The organism is Mesorhizobium sp. B2-1-1, assembly GCF_006442975.2.
Lineage (GTDB): Bacteria > Pseudomonadota > Alphaproteobacteria > Rhizobiales > Rhizobiaceae > Mesorhizobium.
Window position 1 is genome coordinate 826,355 of record NZ_CP083954.1, and the last position, 14,838, is coordinate 841,192.

The following is a 14,838-nucleotide window of genomic DNA, read 5'->3' on the forward strand; positions in this document are numbered from 1 at the left end:
GGTCTGTTAGCGAATCGACAAGCTGACAAACGTCAACCGATCCATACCCGTGGCTGCTTTGCTGCGGATCGATGCAATCCGCCTGACTCGGACTGTCGCACCATCTCCGCTACGCACTGCCCAGAGCGATCGCGATACCCTGTCCGACACCGATGCACATCGTGGCCAGGGCCAGTCGTGCTTTTCGGGACCGCAACTCGAGCGCGGCAGTGCCGGTGATGCGAATGCCCGACATCCCAAGCGGGTGCCCGAGCGCGATCGCTCCGCCGTTCGGGTTCACATGCTCCGCGTCCTCGGGGATCCCGAGTTCGCGGAGCACGGCGATGCTTTGGGAGGCAAATGCTTCATTCAGCTCGATGATATCGAAGTCCGAAGGCGCGATGCCGAGGCGCGCGCAAAGCTTGCGTGTCGCCGGAGCCGGGCCGATCCCCATGATCCGTGGGGCAACCCCGGCCGTCGCGACGCCCAGAATCCGGGCGATCGGTGTGAGCCCGAATGCCTTGACGGAGGCTTCGGACGCGATGATCAGCGCTGCCGCTCCGTCGTTCACGCCAGAAGCGTTGCCCGCTGTGACGGTGCCGCCTTCCTTTTTGAACGGCGCTGGAAGCTTGGCGAGCGACTCGGTTGTCGTTCCGGTGCGTGGATGTTCGTCGCGATCGACCACGATAGCATCGCCTTTGCGCTGGGGTACGGTCACCGGAGTGATCTCCAGCGCCAGCCGGCCATTTTCCTGAGCGGCGGCGGTCCTGGCCTGGCTGCGTGCGGCGAAGCTATCCTGATCGGCGCGGCTGACCTTGAAGGCTTCCGCAATGTTTTCGCCCGTCTCCGGCATCGAATCGACGCCATACTGCTTCTTCATCAATGGATTGACGAAGCGCCAACCGATCGTGGTGTCGTAAATCTCGGCATTGCGCGAAAACGCTTCGCCCGCCTTCGGAAGCACGAACGGCGCGCGGCTCATGGATTCGACGCCACCGGCGATGATCAGGTCGGCTTCGCCGGCCTTGATGGCCCGTGCAGCGATGCCCACGGCGTCCATTCCAGAACCGCACAGGCGGTTGACCGTGCTGCCGGGGACTTCGATCGGCAGTCCCGCCAACAGCGATGACATGCGCGCGACATTGCGGTTGTCCTCGCCTGCCTGGTTGGCGCAGCCAAAGATGACCTCATCCACTGCGAACCAGTCCAGGCCTGGATTGCGGTGCCGCAGCGCTCGCAGCGGCACTGCGCCGAGATCGTCGGTCCGGACCGAGGACAGCGAACCGCCAACCCTGCCGATCGGGGTGCGGATGTAGTCGCAGATGAAGGCCTCGGTCATTCAGAGCTCCGGTGCCGTCAAGGATTTGATTTCGCCATCGACCTTAAGCTCTGCGCCGGTCAGCGCCTTCAATTCATCGAAGCTCATCGCAAGCAGCTTCTCGCGCAGCACGAAACGACAATCGATGATGTCTATGACCGCAAGGCTCGTGTAGACCCTCGTCACGCAGCGCACGCCGGTCAGGGGAAGGCTGCAGGCTTTCACCAGTTTCGGACGACCGTCCTTGGTGACGTGATCGGTGATGACGGCCACGCGTTTTGCTCCGTGCACCAGATCCATGGCACCACCGACCGCTGGTATGCCCTTGGGTCCTGTGCTCCAGTTCGCAAGGTCACCGGTCTCGGCCACCTCGTAGGCGCCGAGAATGGCAACGTCGAGGTGTTCGCCGCGCACCATCGCGAAGCTGTCGGCATGGTGGAAGAACGAAGCGCCCGGATTGAGCGTGACCGCCTTCTTCCCCGCATTGATCAGATCCCAGTCCTCGTCGCCTGCCGCCGGGGCTTCGCCAAAATTGAGGATGCCGTTTTCGGTGTGGAAGATCGCCCGACGCCCAGGCGGCTGAAAGCTCGCCACCATCTCGGGAAAGCCTATGCCGAGGTTCACATAAGCGCCGTCCTCAATGTCCTGCGCGGCGCGCCATGCAATCTGCGCGTTGGTCAGCTTGACTGTCATGCGTATGCGACCCCTTGGCGGATAAGCGCCTCTTCCTGCATCGGGTTCGAGACCTCGATCACCTGGTCCACGAAGATCCCGGGCGTCACGACCAGCTCGGGATCAATCGCACCCGGCTGGACGATCCGGCGCGCCTGAACGACGGTCGTGCGTGCGGCCATCGCCATCAGCGGCGAGAAGTTGCGTGCCGCCTTCCTGTAGGTGAGGTTACCATGAGGGTCGGCAAGTTCCGCCTTGATGAGGGCCACATCCGCCTTCAGCCAACGTTCCTGCACATAGTGGCGCCCCTCGAACTCGGCCACAGGCTTGCCGGCCGCGAGATCGGTCCCGTAGCTCGTCGGCGTGTAGAAAGCCGGGATACCCGCGCCACCGGCGCGGATTCGTTCGGCCAGGGTCCCCTGTGGAACCAGTTCGAGCGCGATTTTCCCGGCGAGATACCGCTCGGTGAATGCCCGCGGATCGGACGAGCGCGGGAACGAGCAGATCATCTTGGCGACCATGCCATTGTCGATCATGGCGGCGATGCCGATCCGTCCGTTCCCTGCATTGTTGTTGACGATCGTAAGGTTTTTCGGGGCGCCGGTAGCGCGAAAATGGTCAATCAGGGCGTGGATCAGCTCTATCGGAGCACCTGCGCCGCCGAAGCCGCCGATCATGACGGTCATGCCGTCTTCGACGACTGCCACCGCTTCCGCGAGGCTCGCGATTGTCTTGTCCACGTAACCAGCCTTTCCCGGCTCCAAGATCGATTTCGCCGCCACACGTATCGGCAGACGAGATCTTTCGGCAAGCTGGCTTGTGCGATATCATTCGTTTGTTGACATATCGCACAAGGTGAATGGATGCCCATTTCCGAACGAGACACGATGGGTGGCTTGGCCAAGGGGTTGTCCGTCATAGAGACGTTCACGGTGGAACGGCCACGGCAGTCGATCACGGACGTCGCGAATGCGTCCGGTCTCGACAGGGCGACAGCCAGACGCTGTCTCCTTACGCTTTCCCATCTCGGCTACGCCGACTACGACGGAAAGTTCTTCACGCTCACTCCGCGCGTGTTGAGGCTCGGGACAGCCTGTCTGGCAACCATGCCGCTGCCGCATCTGGTGCAGCCTTTGCTGGATGACCTTTCGGAGCGGCTCGGCGAAAGCTCGTCCGTCTCGATTCTGGACGGCACCGACGTCGTTTACGTCGCGCGCGCGGCGCAGCGAAAGGTGATGTCGATCGCGCTGATGCCCGGCTCGCGGCTTCCGGCATACTGCACTTCCATGGGGCGCGTGCTCCTGGCAGCCATGCCTCCGGAACGCGCTGCACATCTTCTATCTTCCCATGCCCTGCCGGCGCGGACTGCTCATACCTTGACCGACCCCGACACCATCCTTGCGGAGTTAGGGCGGGTGCGGACGCAAGGGTTCGCGTTGATCGATCAGGAAGTCGAGCTCGGATTGCGCTCGATCGCCGTGCCGTTGATGACCGTGCGCGGGACGGTGATCGCAGCCGTGAACGTCGGCGTTGCGGCGACACATGTGGGTGTCAGCAATCTCGTTGCGCTCTACCTGGAGCCGTTGTGTGCACTTCAAGCTGAGCTGCGGGCAGTGCTGCGTTAGGGCGCTGCCATGGAGGGAATTAGCGTCCAAGTCGCTCGAAGTAGGAGAGCATGTTCCACCCATGATTTTGTCGACGCCCGCTTCATCGTAGCCGCGGCGGGCGAGCTCATGGAAGATCGAGGTGGCGGATCACGCCGAACACATCCTCGTCCGGAACATCCGCGAGAAGGCGGTCTCCAGCGCCTGCAGCCTTGGGCGTGAGGCGATATTCGACCCGGGCAGCAAACCCTGAACGCAATGGGCGAGGCCTTCAACCCCGAGGATTTCCATCGAGTGGTTTTCGGAGGGTGGAGCCGGACATTCGCGGCCGTCGAGACGGAGATCGCGAAACTACATTCTCGGTTCAAAGCGCGACGTTTCTTCGCGCAAGTGACTGGCCTCTCACGCACCGCCCTGTCGCTGATCCGCTGCGGCATTTTTCGCGGCCATAGCCGATCCGTTGTAGGCCTGCATCTGCGCCAGCTTCGCCATGCGCCGGGCGGCCTCTGCGAGCGCCGCGCAATGCTGTTTGAAGTTTTGCTCTATGATCTGACCGTAGGGTCCCGTAAGTCCCACCGCGTATATAACCTCACCGCTCGTCGGCCTTATCGGAAATGCGATCGAGCCCAGGCCCGGAACATGCTCGGCCAGGTCCATGGCGTAACCCTGCTCCCGAACCTCGGCCAATTCCCTGGTCAACTCTGCGATCTTCGTTTTCGTCCGATCGGTATAGCTGCGCAGCTCCGTCGCCAGGATCCTCTTCACGGTCTCCTGCGGATGAAACGCAAGGATCGCCTTGGCCGAAGCGGTCGCATTTACAGGCATGGCCATGCCCGGCATGACATAGGTCCGGACCGGAGTGTCGGGCGCGACGCAGGTGACCGAGCGCACTTCGGTACCGTCGAACTTCGACAGGAACGCCGACTGGCCGGTGCGGTCGGCCAAATCCTGAAGCGGTCGCTGCGCGAGCGTCGTCAGCCAGCCGCTATCCGGAGACATCTGTAGCAGCTGCAGCAGGCGATCGCCGAGACGGTATGTCCGATTGCGAACGCTCTCGGCGGTGATCATCCCGCTTTCGATCAAGGCATGCAGCAGCCTGTTGATCGTGGTTTTGGGCAATCCAAGCGTCGTTTCGAGTTCGATCGCCGTCAGGCCATGCTCGAACGGCGCGACCGTCTCCATGATCGAGATGTAGCGCTCGAGGGGGCTGTCCTTGGCGCTCGGCTTCTTCGACTTCGTATTCAAGGGCACCTACGCCGATCTGACAATTGCAACTGCAAGAAGGTTATCGTTCAAAACAGACATGAGGGGCAAGGTCAGTCCCTTGTTATTCCGCCGCGCCTTGAGCCCGGGGCTCCGTAGAATAGCCGAACGGCCGCACGCCCTCGATCGGTCGGGCTCCGTTAGTAACCCGAATCCGGAAATGTCCTCGCAAATTCCGAAATTCGGTATTATCCCCATTTTATGGTCCCCTCGATTGACTCGCAAGCCAAATCCTGATTATCGGACTAAATACCGATTTTCGGAGGAACTTGAAATGGCTGAACTCCCGCGTGTGACCTACTCGAACATCGGAGTGGATTTTTCCCCGGTTCACGCTCACCTCGACGCAATGATCCCGGATTTCGAGAAGAACACACTGGGTCGCGAGTGGTCGACGCCGTTTGCGACTGGCGCTCGGAAAGAGATCCTGAGCCCGATCGACAAGAAGATCTCTCTCGGCAAGTTCCCGGCTTCAACCCCGTCAGACGTCAAGTCGGCGATCCAGGCTGCCCGAGCCGGCGCGAAGGCCTGGAACCGTTCGACGCTGGACGATCGCCTTGCATTCGGCGCCCGCTGGCGAGAGGCGCTGGCGGAGCGGAAGTATGACCTTGGTTTGGCGGCGCTGTACGAGATCGGAAAGTCCCGCCTCGAGGCAGTCGGCGAAGCCGAGGAATGCCTCGACATGGTCGAGTACTACGCATCGGAGATGAAGGCGAACAACGGGTTCGTCCGGCCGATGAACATGTTGGTCGAAAACGAGACCGCTACCAGCGTCATGAAGCCCTATGGCGTCTTCGCGGTCATCGCTCCTTTCAACTTTCCGCTCGCCTTGTCGATCGGCATGGTCTCGGGTGCGCTGTTGACAGGCAATGCGGTGGTCTACAAGCCGTCGCCGGGTTGCGCGCTGACCGGATTGCTGATTGCCGAAACGCTTCGCAAGGCGGGATTGCCCGAAGGTGTTTTCAACATCGTGCTTGGCGATGGAGAGGTGGGGCGCCTTCTTGCCACCGACAACGGCATCGACGGCGTTGCATTCACGGGCTCCCATAAGACCGGCATGAGCATCTTCCGTCATATGGCAACGCTGCCCCACATGAAGCCCGTCATCGCCGAAATGGGTGGCAAGAACCCTGCCTACGTGACCAGCAAGGCCGATCTCGACCGTGCGGCGCAGGGAGTGGCGCGCTCCGCTTTTGGCCTGCAAGGCCAGAAGTGCTCCGCATGCTCGGTCGTGTATGTCGACGAGAAGGTCAAGGCGGAATTCATCGAGAAGCTGGTAGCATTCGCCGCAAAGCTGGTGGTCGGAGATCCTCGCAAGGCCGAGACCTTTATGGGCCCTGTCTATGGCGACGCCACAGTCGCCCTTTTCCAGGCCGCACTGTCGGAAGTCGAGGGCAAAGGCAAGGTGCATTTTGGGGGCGCCGCCCTGGGCCAGGGCTTTGCGGACAACTACGTCCTGCCGACGGTCGTCGAACTTGATGGTCCGGGCCGGCTGACCCGCGACGAACTCTTCATGCCTTTCGTGGTCGTCCGCGGTTTCGATAGTCTCGATGCCGCGATCGAAGAGGGCAACGACATCGCCTACGGACTATCCGCCGGCATCTTTACCAACGACCAGGAAGAGTTGCGTCACTTCCTCGACACCGCCGAAGCAGGGGTTCTCTACGCCAACCGTGCGAGCGGCGCGACGACGGGTGCATGGCCAGGCGCGCAGCCATTCTGCGGCTGGAAGGGCACCGGGGTCAGCGGCAAGGGCGGTCTCGGCTCGTGGTTCCTGCCACAGTACCTGCGCGAGCAGAGCCACACGATCATGACCAGGTGATCGAAAGAGGTCGCGCCCTTCGCCGCGGCCATCCAAGGCTGTCTCCTTCATCGGTTTACAAGATTATGCGCCACTATCCAGATTCAATGCCGAAATCCCGCGAGATGTTCGAACGGGCCCGCAAGGTCATGCCGGGAGGGAACACCCGGACAACGGTCTTCATCGACCCGTTTCCGATCTATGCCCAGCGCGGCGAGGGCTGCCGCGTCTGGGACGTCGATGGAAACGTCTACTACGACTGCATCAACAATTTCACGGCCATGATCCATGGCTACGGCCATCCCGCCGTCACGGCGGCGGTGGTGGACCAGATGCCCCGGGGATCGGCTTTCGGAGCGCCCACCGAGAGCGAACTTGATCTTGCTGAACTGCTGGTGGAGCGCCTCCCGTCGGTCGAGCAGGTTCGCTTCGCCAACTCCGGCACGGAAGGCGTCATGATGGCGATCAAGGCGGCTCGGGCGTTCACCGAGCGGCCGAAGATCGTCAAGATCGAAGGTGCCTACCATGGCTCCTACGACTTCGCGGAAGTCAGCCTGGACAGCTCGCCCGCCAACTGGGGCGACATGCCTGCCTCGACGGCATACGCGAAAGGCACGCCGAAGGGAGTTCTCGACGACGTCATCGCGGTGCCGTTCAACGATACGGAGGCGCTGCGTGCCGTCTTCGACGCGCATGGAGACTCGATAGCGGGTGTTCTGATCGACCCGATGCCGAACCGCGCCGGACTTATTCCCGCGCGGAAGGATTATCTCGACGCGATGGTCGAGATCGCTCATGCCGCCGGCTCGCTGGTGATCTTCGACGAGGTGATCTCGCTCCGCCTTGGCTATTCGGGGGCGCAGGGCCTGTGGAGCATCACGCCCGATCTGACGGCTCTCGGCAAGATCATCGGCGGAGGGTTCCCGGTCGGCGCCGTCGGCGGCCGCGCCGACGTGATGGCGGTGTTCGATCCAACGCGAGGCAAGCCTGCATTGCCGCATGGCGGCACCTTCACCGCGAACCCGGTGACGATGCGAGCCGGTCTGGCGGCGATGCGCGCGTTGACCCCGGCCAGCTTCGCGCATCTGGACGCTATCGGCAGCCTGCTTCGCGACGGCATCACGGCCTCGCTTGCTCGCCACGGCCTCAACGGGCAGTGCGTCGGTCTCGGCTCGCTCTTCAAAGTCCATTTCACGGCGTTGCCGATCACGGACTATCGGTCGGTCTATCCGGGTGCGTCCGAACGCACGAAGCTCGACCTGTTCCACAAGGGTCTGCTCGACCGCGGCGTGCTTTCGGCGAGTTACGGACTCTTCGCGCTTTCCACCTCCATGACCGAGAAAGACGCACGCGAGATCCTTTCCGCAATCGACGGCGCCCTCGCAGCAATCGCAAAGCAATGACGTAGCGCGTCCGGCGCCGGATCCATCCGGCACGGGACGACGCAGCAACAGATGGAAGTCACATGACAGCTTCTCCTCACGTCGTCGTCATCGGTGCGGGCACCCTCGGCATGTGCTCTGCGCACGCGCTCGCGGAACAGGGCGCTCGCGTCACCGTCATCGACGCACAATCCATTGCGTCAGGATCCAGCGGCCGCTCGGTCGGGGTCGTTGGTACACAGCTGACGGATCCGTTCGAGATCCAGCTGCGCATGCAATCCGTGCAGCGCATCCGCCGGTGGCAGGAGCGCCACGGTCTCGGCTTCAGCCCTATCGGCTATCTGCGTCTGGCGCGCACCTCCGAGCAGATGGAACTGTTCGCCCGCTCGGTGGACATCCAGCTCGATGCCGGCTTCAGATCCAGGGTCTACCAGGCGAACGAGCTCCAGCAGCTCGTGCCGCACTTGAGTTCAGATGGGCTCGAAGGTGGCATCTTCGGGCCGGACGACGGCTTCCTCGATCCCCACGAAATGTGCACGTTGCTGGCGCAAGAGGTGAAGAAGCTCGGCTCCGAGGTTTTCCAGTTCCGCAAGCTGCTTGGTGTCGCGCGGACATCCGGTGGCTATCGGTTGGACACCAGCAAGGGTCCGATCGGCTGCGACTTCGTCGTGAATGCGGCAGGCGCCTGGGCGCCACGCGTTGCCGAGATGCTTGGACAGACGCTTCACATCCGCCCCGAGCGCCACGAGGCGCTGACAATCCACCTGGACGCGCCGCTTCCCTACACAATGCCGATGGTCATGGATCTGGTGAACGGGCAGGGCACCGGACTCAACTTTCGGCACGAGAAAGCGAGCGAGCTCATCGCCGAGATACACAAGGTAAGCTCGCCCTCGCCCGAGGATCCGGACAATTACAACGAGCAGTGCGAGGAAGGGTCCAAGGTCATGCTGGCCGAGATGCTGATCGAGCGCGTGCCTGATCTGCCGGGCGCCCGGCTCGGCCGGGGCTGGGCAGGCCTCTACCCTGTCACCGCCGACCACCGTCCCTATGTCGGACCAGTCGATCAGTCCGAGCCCGGTCTGATCACTGCGGCCGGTGCGGGCGGCTACGGGATACAGCTCGCGCCGGTGATAGGCCTGATCGTCGCGGACTGGGTGCTCAAGGGCTCTCCCGCATCGATCCCAGGCACCGAGAGTCTCGCTCCAACTCCGGAAAGAAACGTCCCCGCCGTACATACTGCGGCGGCTTGACCAGTAGGACACCGGCGTTAGCGCAAGGACAAAGAAGCCATGCCCGAGGCAGAAAACATCGTCCGCATCAAGAACATCAACGTGATCTATGGCGGCCATCACGCCGTGAAAAACGTCTCGCTCGACATTACGCGCGGCGAGGTCGTGGCGATCGTCGGACCCAGCGGCGCGGGGAAGAGCACGCTGCTGCGTGCGATCAACATGCTCGAACAGCCGTCATCCGGTACCCTCGAAGTGGGCGCCATCCGGTTTTCGGTCGACCGCAATCTGTCCGCCGGAGAGCTGTTGAGGCTCCGACGCTCCACCGGGATGGTTTTCCAGTCCTTCAACCTGTTTCCGCACATGACCGTGCAGCGCAACATTTCGCTGCCGCAGATGCGGGTTCTGGGGCGCACCAGGGAGCAGGCGGACGCGCGCACCGCCCAATTGCTCGAACGCGTACACCTTACGGACAAGGCGCACTCCTACCCGGCGCGCCTGTCGGGTGGCCAGCAGCAGCGTATCGCGATCGCACGCGCCCTGGCTCTTGACCCCAAGGTGATGCTCTTCGACGAACCCACGAGCGCCCTGGATCCCGAACTCGGGCTTGAGGTGTTGGCCGTGATGCGCGAGCTCGCCCAGGAAGGCATGACAATGATCATCGTCACGCACGAGATCGCCTTTGCCGCAGACGTCGCCGACCGCGTGATCGTCATGGCCAATGGAGAGATCATCGAGCAGGGTCCGCCTGATGCCGTGATCCGCAACCCGTCGTCGCCGCGCACGCGGCAGTTCTTCCGTGCCGTGGTCGATCGCAGATGATCGACCTGCTGGTTTCACTGCTCAGAGGCGTTCCGGCCACGCTGCTGGTGACCTTCGGCGCTTTCGCAGTCGGGGCCATCGCAGCCGTGCCGCTGGTGCTGATGCGACGTTCCCGGTGGCTCCTTCTAAGCATGCCGGCGCGCATATACATCGACGTTGTCCGGGGAATCCCGCCGATCGTCTGGCTGTTCATTATCTTCTTCGGATTGGGCAGCGGAGTGATCGTTCTCAGTTCCTATCAGGCTGCCATCCTGGGTATGGGGCTGGTATCAACGGCCTATCTCGCTGAAATCTACAGGGGTGGCTTCCTGGCCCTCTCGAAGGGCCAGCGGGAGGCGTCCACGGCGCTCGGTATGACGCGCCTGGATACGCTGCGCTACATCCTGGCGCCGCAGGTCCTGCGCGTCTCGGTTCCGCCCATGGCGACCTTTCTTGTCAGCCTGCTCAAAGACACGACCGTGGCCTCCACGATCGGTGTCCGCGACGTGATGATGTACGCATCGCAGCAGGCCCAAGGCGGAGGCGGCAGCTTCATGCCGTTCATTTTCGCTGCGCTTCTCTACATCGCGCTGTCGATACCCGTTGTCGTGTTGGCACGCGCCGTGGACGAGCGGCTGCGCTCAAGAGGGCAAGCGAAATGAGCGAGATGCTGGCCAACTGGCTGGACTGGTCCCCCCAGCTTTTCCAAGGAGTTCTTGTCAGTCTCCAGTTGGCGGGCCTGGCGCTGCTGTTCGGATTGCCTATCGGTCTCGTTCTTGCGCTTGCCTCCTCCTCTGGAAACAGGCTCGTCCGCTATTTCGCGGTGGTACTTGTCGAGATCGGGCGCGGCGCGCCCGCACTCGTCGTCCTGCAGATGGTCTACTATGGATTGCCTGCTTCGGGGATGACCGTAAGTGCCTTCACCTCTGGCGTGATTGCGTTGGCGCTAACGACGGGCGCCTACACCAGCGAGATCCTTCGGGCCGGTCTGAACGCGGTTCCGCATTGTGAGATCGAGGCGGGCCTGGCGCTCGGCATGACCCGCCGGGACATCCTGCGCTTCGTGGTGATCCCCCAGGGAATCCTGTTCGCAATACCCGCGCTGATGGGCTTTGCCATTCTCATCTTCCAGGCGACGGCCCTTACATACACGATCGCCATCCCCGAACTTCTGGCGCGCGCCTATCGCGTGGGTGCGGCCACCTACCTCTACCTCGATGTCCTGATCCTGGCGGGCCTGTTCTATCTCGCCATCACCGTCCCGTTCGGGTGGCTGGTCTCGTACACCGAACGTAGGCTGGGCAGCCATCTCGGCTGACCTGCAATCAAAAACCATCAATGTCAGAGGAGAGCAAAGTGAAAAATTGGAGTAAGATCATCTCGGCCGCAGCCATTGCCACGGCCATGGGTGCCAGCGTCGCGTCCGCACAGGATTGCAAGCCGCCGCATGCTTTCGAAACCGTGTCGGCGGGCAAACTCACCGTCGCGCTCACCAACACCGCTCCGTATTCGCTCGAAAAAGACGGCGGCATCGCGGGTATCGACGGCGATCTCGTGAAGCGTTTTGCCAAGGAGAATTGCCTCGAGATCACGTATGAGATCTTCACATATCCAGGCGCGGTTTCCGCAGTTCAGTCGCGGCGCGCGGACATCGCGATTGGCGGCTTCTATCGTACCGCCGCCCGCGCGAAGGTCGTCGCTCTGTCCACGCCGGTCTATCTCGACCAACTGTCCGTCACCTCGACCAACGGCATTGATACCGTCGACGGTCTGCTGGGCAAGAAGGTCGGCACCGTGGAAGGATATCTTTGGGTCCAGGACATGGAGAAGCTCTACGAAGGCTCCAAGACCTATCCGTCGTCGCTGAACCTCGCTCAGGACCTTCATGCCGGTCGTATTGAGGCGGCGCTCGACGGCTTCGGCTCCGCTGTCATTCAGAACGAAGGGCAGAACTACAAGGTGCATGTCCTGAAGCCGGATCCGCGCATCGATGCGACCATGAACCCGTCGCAGACCGCCTTCCTGCTGGACAAGAGCAATGAGGGCTTCGTTAAGGCGGTTGACGCTTCGCTCGATGTCTACCGCAAGAACGGCGCTATCGCCGAAGCGCTCAAGGCTTACGGGCTGGATCCGTCAGCCGCAGATGTCGGTGAAGCCCGCGTCATCGAGTAAGCCGCTGGTATGAAGGGCCGCCCTGCCTGCCCCGCTTCTAGGAAGAAAACCGGATGCGGCGGGCGGCCTGTACGTTTGCTGCGCGGCTGCGATCCGCGAGCAGAATTTCGTAGTGCACCCCGAGTCTGAGACACGAAAAGGGTAACAGTCCTTCACTAAGGAGAGCTGATGAGGAAAGGAGACCCGTGGTGCAGTACAGCGCACCACAGATCCCTCCGGTCACATAAGGTTACAGCGAGGAACGGTACCGGTTCAGGCTCGTTAGCCCTGCATCCAATCCAATCATGGAGAAAAACGATGCAGGATATTTCCGGCAAGCGCGTCGCCATCCTTGCGACGAATGGTTTTGAACAGTCCGAGCTTGAGGTGCCGCTGAACAAGCTGCGCCAGGCCGGCGCCGAGGTCGAAATCGTGTCGCTCGAAAGCGGCAAGATCAAGGGCTGGGACCACAGGGATTGGGGCCGCGAAGTTCCGGTCCACAAGACCTTGGACGAGGCCCGTGCCGATGCCTACGATGCGATCGTTCTGCCCGGCGGCGTCATCAATCCCGACCTCTTGCGGGTCGAGCGCAAGGCGCTGGATTTCATCAGTTCGTTCTGGTCGGCCAACAAGGTCGTCGGCGCGATCTGCCATGCGCCCTGGCTTCTGGTCGAGACCGGGATCATCAAAGCCCGCCGCGTCACATCCTACAAGTCGATCAAGACCGACGTGATCAATGCCGGCGGCCTGTGGCAAGACAGCGAGGTCGTCACCGACCAGGGGCTGGTCACCAGTCGCAATCCCGGCGATCTCGACGCCTTCTGCGACAAGCTCACGGAAGAGATCAGGGAAGGGCGGCACGACAGGCGGGCCGCGGCTTAGCGCCGAACCTTGTTCACCAGCCGCGCCGCGAAGGATCTCGGCATGGGTTGTTCAGGCGCTCTTCGCCCCCTCCGCCTTGCGCAGCGACGCCTGATGCACCAGCGACGTCCAGCTGTTGGTCGAGGCAAGGTGGCAGTAGAGCAGGCTGAGCGCGCCTGACTTTCTCAGGTCGAGGAAGGCCTCGTCGCTCAATCTGTTGAAGGCGGCCTCGTCTACCACCTGGAAATCGGTGAGGTTCAGCACCTCGCCTCCTTCCAGCGTCACCTTGCTCTGGCGCGGCGCGAACAGGGCATGCGCGTCGATCTTGTCGACCATCTCGCGGGTCGCCCTGAAGTCGATCTGGAACTGGTTGCAGAAGGCGAGCGCCTGCTTCGTCGCCTCGGTCGCCTCGTTGCCGCTGAAGAACGGCAGCACCTTGTCGTCGCGGAACGGCGCCAGCAGCTGGTCGATGACGCGCTCGCTCGCCCGGTCGACGCACAGCGTCAGCCGGCCGGGCTGCTTGGGATCGTCGGCGAGAATGAAGGGATAGCGGCGGACATGGGCGGGGATGTAGTGCGGCCCGGCCCAGTTGCCGTCGGCGTCGACGAACAGGTTCTCGTCCTGGCGCAGGCCGGTGATGATGACGGGCGCCTTGGCGGTGCCGATGAAAACGATCGGGTAGGAGCGCATCGCCGCCGGCATTTCCGAGGCCACCACCGGGATAGCATGCGCCGAGCGGGCGAAGGAGAAATCGCTGCGCGCCGTCAGGCCGAGTGAACCGTGCCGCGCCGGATTGAGCGCCTCGGGCCTGGAATAGAACAGCGGCAAGGCCTCGCCCGCCGTTTCCGTCTTCGCACCGGTGTCAGCCATGTGTCCGTTTTCCTCCTCGCGCCGGCCAACCAGGCCGGCCCGTCCAGCATTGAATTCCCAAAGCGGGGTCTGTTCTTGTCGCGCCGGCCTTGCTTCGAAGCAATCCTGCGCAGGGACAAAGTACTACAGCGTCGCCGGCGCGCATAAAAGGACACGCGCTGCTGTATTTCGGCGTTTGCGCCCTAATCGCCTTGCGGGACGCCCCGCAACCATGCCGGCCCTGGAGCGGTTCACCGTTTCGCGGAAACGGCGAGCCGCGCTATCTCTTTGTTTTTGCGCAATTCCCCAGGGAAAGCGCTGCGCGCTTTTCCCGGGAAGACCGTACACACTTTTCCTGGAATGGCTCTATGGACAGCTTGCCGCGAAGCGGCGACAGTGGCCTCGCATGGCAAAATCCGGGAGCCGTAGCGGTCTTGCGTCCGGAAATTGCGAGGATATGAGGAACCGGAGCGGGTCTGCCCTTGGCCGCCCGCTCAGCAAGCGCTTTGAGGCGGGGTGGCATGGCGTCGGCATCGGATTTCGAACAGGCGGTCGGACAGGCATTCACCGTCGAGGCCGGCGGCAGGCAGATCGCGCTCGAATTGAGCGCGGTCAACCGCATCGCCTCCAGCCCGCGCCCGGGCGGCGGTTTCTCGCTGCTGTTCAAGGGTCCGCGCGAAACCGCGCTGCCGCAGGCGACTTACCGCTTCGCCGGCAGTGGCGCGACCCACGATATCTTCATCGTGCCCGTGGCCGCCGACGCTACGGGGCGGCTGTATGAGGCGGTGTTCAATTAGAGTTTGGAAGCAGGCGTGAGCGCAGCAGCGGTGCGATTTGTGAGACGCTGGCGCGAAGGATCGATACCGAACAAGCACCGCCGAATTGTGCGACGACCGGAACAGGATTCTCGGCCCGGGAATGACGA

15 protein-coding genes are annotated in these 14,838 nt (G+C 62.6%); 10 read left to right on the forward strand and 5 right to left on the reverse strand.

The window, feature by feature from the left end; genetic code table 11:
* Positions 1-109: 109 nt before the first annotated feature.
* From pcaF to FJ972_RS03960, 3 genes are read right to left on the reverse strand one after another with little or no spacing between them, the layout of a single operon-like run.
* On the reverse strand, positions 110-1,318 hold the full coding sequence (pcaF, locus tag FJ972_RS03950) for a 3-oxoadipyl-CoA thiolase (protein WP_140524513.1): 1,209 nt from the start codon (positions 1,316-1,318) through the stop codon (positions 110-112).
* Entirely contained in the window at positions 1,319-1,990 is a 672-nt protein-coding gene (locus FJ972_RS03955) for a 3-oxoacid CoA-transferase subunit B (RefSeq protein ID WP_140524514.1), read from the reverse strand.
* A complete protein-coding gene (locus FJ972_RS03960; protein ID WP_140524516.1) occupies positions 1,987-2,709 on the reverse strand; it encodes a 3-oxoacid CoA-transferase subunit A in 723 nt (240 codons plus the stop codon). The genes FJ972_RS03955 and FJ972_RS03960 overlap by 4 nt, the downstream gene beginning before the upstream one ends.
* A gap of 123 nt (positions 2,710-2,832) precedes the next feature.
* On the opposite strand from FJ972_RS03960, the gene FJ972_RS03965 reads away from it, so the two are divergent.
* Positions 2,833-3,594, forward strand: a complete 762-nt coding sequence (locus FJ972_RS03965) for an IclR family transcriptional regulator C-terminal domain-containing protein (protein ID WP_140524518.1) — start codon at positions 2,833-2,835, stop codon at positions 3,592-3,594.
* A 381-nt stretch (positions 3,595-3,975) separates the two neighbouring features.
* Here FJ972_RS03965 and FJ972_RS03970 read toward each other — a convergent pair whose 3' ends face one another.
* Positions 3,976-4,818, reverse strand: coding sequence for an IclR family transcriptional regulator (locus tag FJ972_RS03970; protein WP_140514071.1), 843 nt, complete (start codon positions 4,816-4,818; stop codon positions 3,976-3,978).
* On the opposite strand from FJ972_RS03970, the gene FJ972_RS03975 reads away from it, so the two are divergent.
* The 8 genes from FJ972_RS03975 (at position 4,787) to FJ972_RS04010 (ending at position 13,085) form a co-directional block, all read left to right on the forward strand.
* Positions 4,787-6,658, forward strand: coding sequence for an aldehyde dehydrogenase family protein (locus FJ972_RS03975; RefSeq protein WP_210239495.1), 1,872 nt, complete (start codon positions 4,787-4,789; stop codon positions 6,656-6,658). The genes FJ972_RS03970 and FJ972_RS03975 overlap by 32 nt on opposite strands.
* Before the next feature lie 104 nt (positions 6,659-6,762).
* Complete coding sequence (locus FJ972_RS03980; protein ID WP_226880495.1) at positions 6,763-8,040, forward strand: aspartate aminotransferase family protein; 1,278 nt, start codon at positions 6,763-6,765, stop codon at positions 8,038-8,040.
* 62 nt (positions 8,041-8,102) lie between these two features.
* Positions 8,103-9,272 (forward strand): NAD(P)/FAD-dependent oxidoreductase, encoded by a 1,170-nt coding sequence (locus tag FJ972_RS03985; protein ID WP_140524521.1) that lies wholly within the window; start codon positions 8,103-8,105, stop codon positions 9,270-9,272.
* 39 nt (positions 9,273-9,311) lie between these two features.
* Positions 9,312-10,073 carry an amino acid ABC transporter ATP-binding protein gene (locus FJ972_RS03990; protein WP_263483292.1) on the forward strand — a complete coding sequence of 254 codons (762 nt, stop codon included), beginning with the start codon at positions 9,312-9,314 and terminating at the stop codon, positions 10,071-10,073.
* Complete coding sequence (locus FJ972_RS03995) at positions 10,070-10,714, forward strand: amino acid ABC transporter permease (RefSeq protein WP_140492029.1); 645 nt, start codon at positions 10,070-10,072, stop codon at positions 10,712-10,714. Before FJ972_RS03990 ends, FJ972_RS03995 begins: the two co-directional genes overlap by 4 nt.
* Positions 10,711-11,370, forward strand: a complete 660-nt coding sequence (locus tag FJ972_RS04000; RefSeq protein WP_140524523.1) for an amino acid ABC transporter permease — start codon at positions 10,711-10,713, stop codon at positions 11,368-11,370. The genes FJ972_RS03995 and FJ972_RS04000 overlap by 4 nt, the downstream gene beginning before the upstream one ends.
* A 38-nt stretch (positions 11,371-11,408) precedes the next feature.
* Positions 11,409-12,224: a substrate-binding periplasmic protein gene (locus FJ972_RS04005; RefSeq protein ID WP_181173425.1), complete on the forward strand. Its 816-nt coding sequence runs from the start codon at positions 11,409-11,411 to the stop codon at positions 12,222-12,224.
* 297 nt (positions 12,225-12,521) lie between these two features.
* Positions 12,522-13,085: a type 1 glutamine amidotransferase domain-containing protein gene (locus tag FJ972_RS04010; protein WP_140524526.1), complete on the forward strand. Its 564-nt coding sequence runs from the start codon at positions 12,522-12,524 to the stop codon at positions 13,083-13,085.
* Positions 13,086-13,136: 51 nt separating this feature from the next.
* On the opposite strand, the gene FJ972_RS04015 is transcribed toward FJ972_RS04010, so the two are convergent.
* Positions 13,137-13,934 (reverse strand): SapC family protein, encoded by a 798-nt coding sequence (locus tag FJ972_RS04015; protein WP_140524528.1) that lies wholly within the window; start codon positions 13,932-13,934, stop codon positions 13,137-13,139.
* A 500-nt stretch (positions 13,935-14,434) separates the two neighbouring features.
* Here FJ972_RS04015 and FJ972_RS04020 point away from each other — a divergent pair, with 500 nt between their 5' ends.
* Positions 14,435-14,710 (forward strand): DUF6916 family protein, encoded by a 276-nt coding sequence (locus FJ972_RS04020; protein ID WP_140492044.1) that lies wholly within the window; start codon positions 14,435-14,437, stop codon positions 14,708-14,710.
* The last annotated feature ends 128 nt before the right edge of the window (positions 14,711-14,838 follow it).